Source organism: Wolbachia endosymbiont of Nomada ferruginata (assembly GCF_001675785.1).
Classification (GTDB): Bacteria; Pseudomonadota; Alphaproteobacteria; order Rickettsiales; family Anaplasmataceae; genus Wolbachia; species Wolbachia pipientis.
The window spans coordinates 1-780 of the sequence record NZ_LYUY01000177.1 but is presented as its reverse complement, the minus strand read 5'-3'; the positions used below and the strand labels follow the sequence as shown (position 1 = coordinate 780).

1 pseudogene is annotated in these 780 nt (G+C 37.2%); it reads left to right on the top strand.

Annotated features, from left to right (window positions below):
- A pseudogene (locus BA053_RS06320) lies at nt 1-524 on the top strand (hypothetical protein); the annotation flags it as partial.
- Nucleotides 525-780 lie beyond the last annotated feature (256 nt).

Here is a 780-nt window from a genome sequence, read left to right as displayed (position 1 = left end):
GCAATGGCACTCATTCAAATTTTGTACTTAATGCTTGGGAAGCTAAACAAGGCTTCACTAACATTGACGAAAAAGTAATTACTAGAACTAATAAAATAAAATCAGTAATTAACGACAGACCAATATTTACTGCATTATTTACTGGTGTAGTTGCTGCAAATATAGCGTTTCCTCTAGGGCTACTTGCAACACATGGTGTTAATGGTGTACAAAAATTTTACCAAAACCCTTTGACTAATAACATAGGATTATCATTACTTATAGGTTCTGGTATACTTGCATTATCAATTATATGTCTTGGCGTGCATTATTATAGAAAAACAAATTGCACTAACCTTATATATTCTGAAGAAGAGATTGATCCTAAAGATGTTAATGGGAAATTCATTGAGGAAATAAAACGAGAAAGAACAAATGTTCTTGGGGAAAATCACAGTAAAGACGCTAAACGCAGCAGCTTAACGCTTGAGCAAGTTGTGGTTCAATCTCATAATTGTAAGGATATTGTTTATAGTGTCGGTTAATAAAATGCATGATATAGCTAGTGCAGCCCTACGTCATACCGCTGCAGACCGTCATACCGCGATTCATTCGCGGTATCTCTAGATCCCGCTAACACGTAGCGGGATGACGATTGTCAGGGTAGCACCTCCCTCCCCTGTCATCCAAGTAGCTGACTGACCTTACCCAGAAAAAGTGGAGAGAAAGTTTGGAATGTTTTTCACAAAGAGAATGATGAATCAAAATGCTCAGGAATGCAATAGTTAATAGTGACGTTGT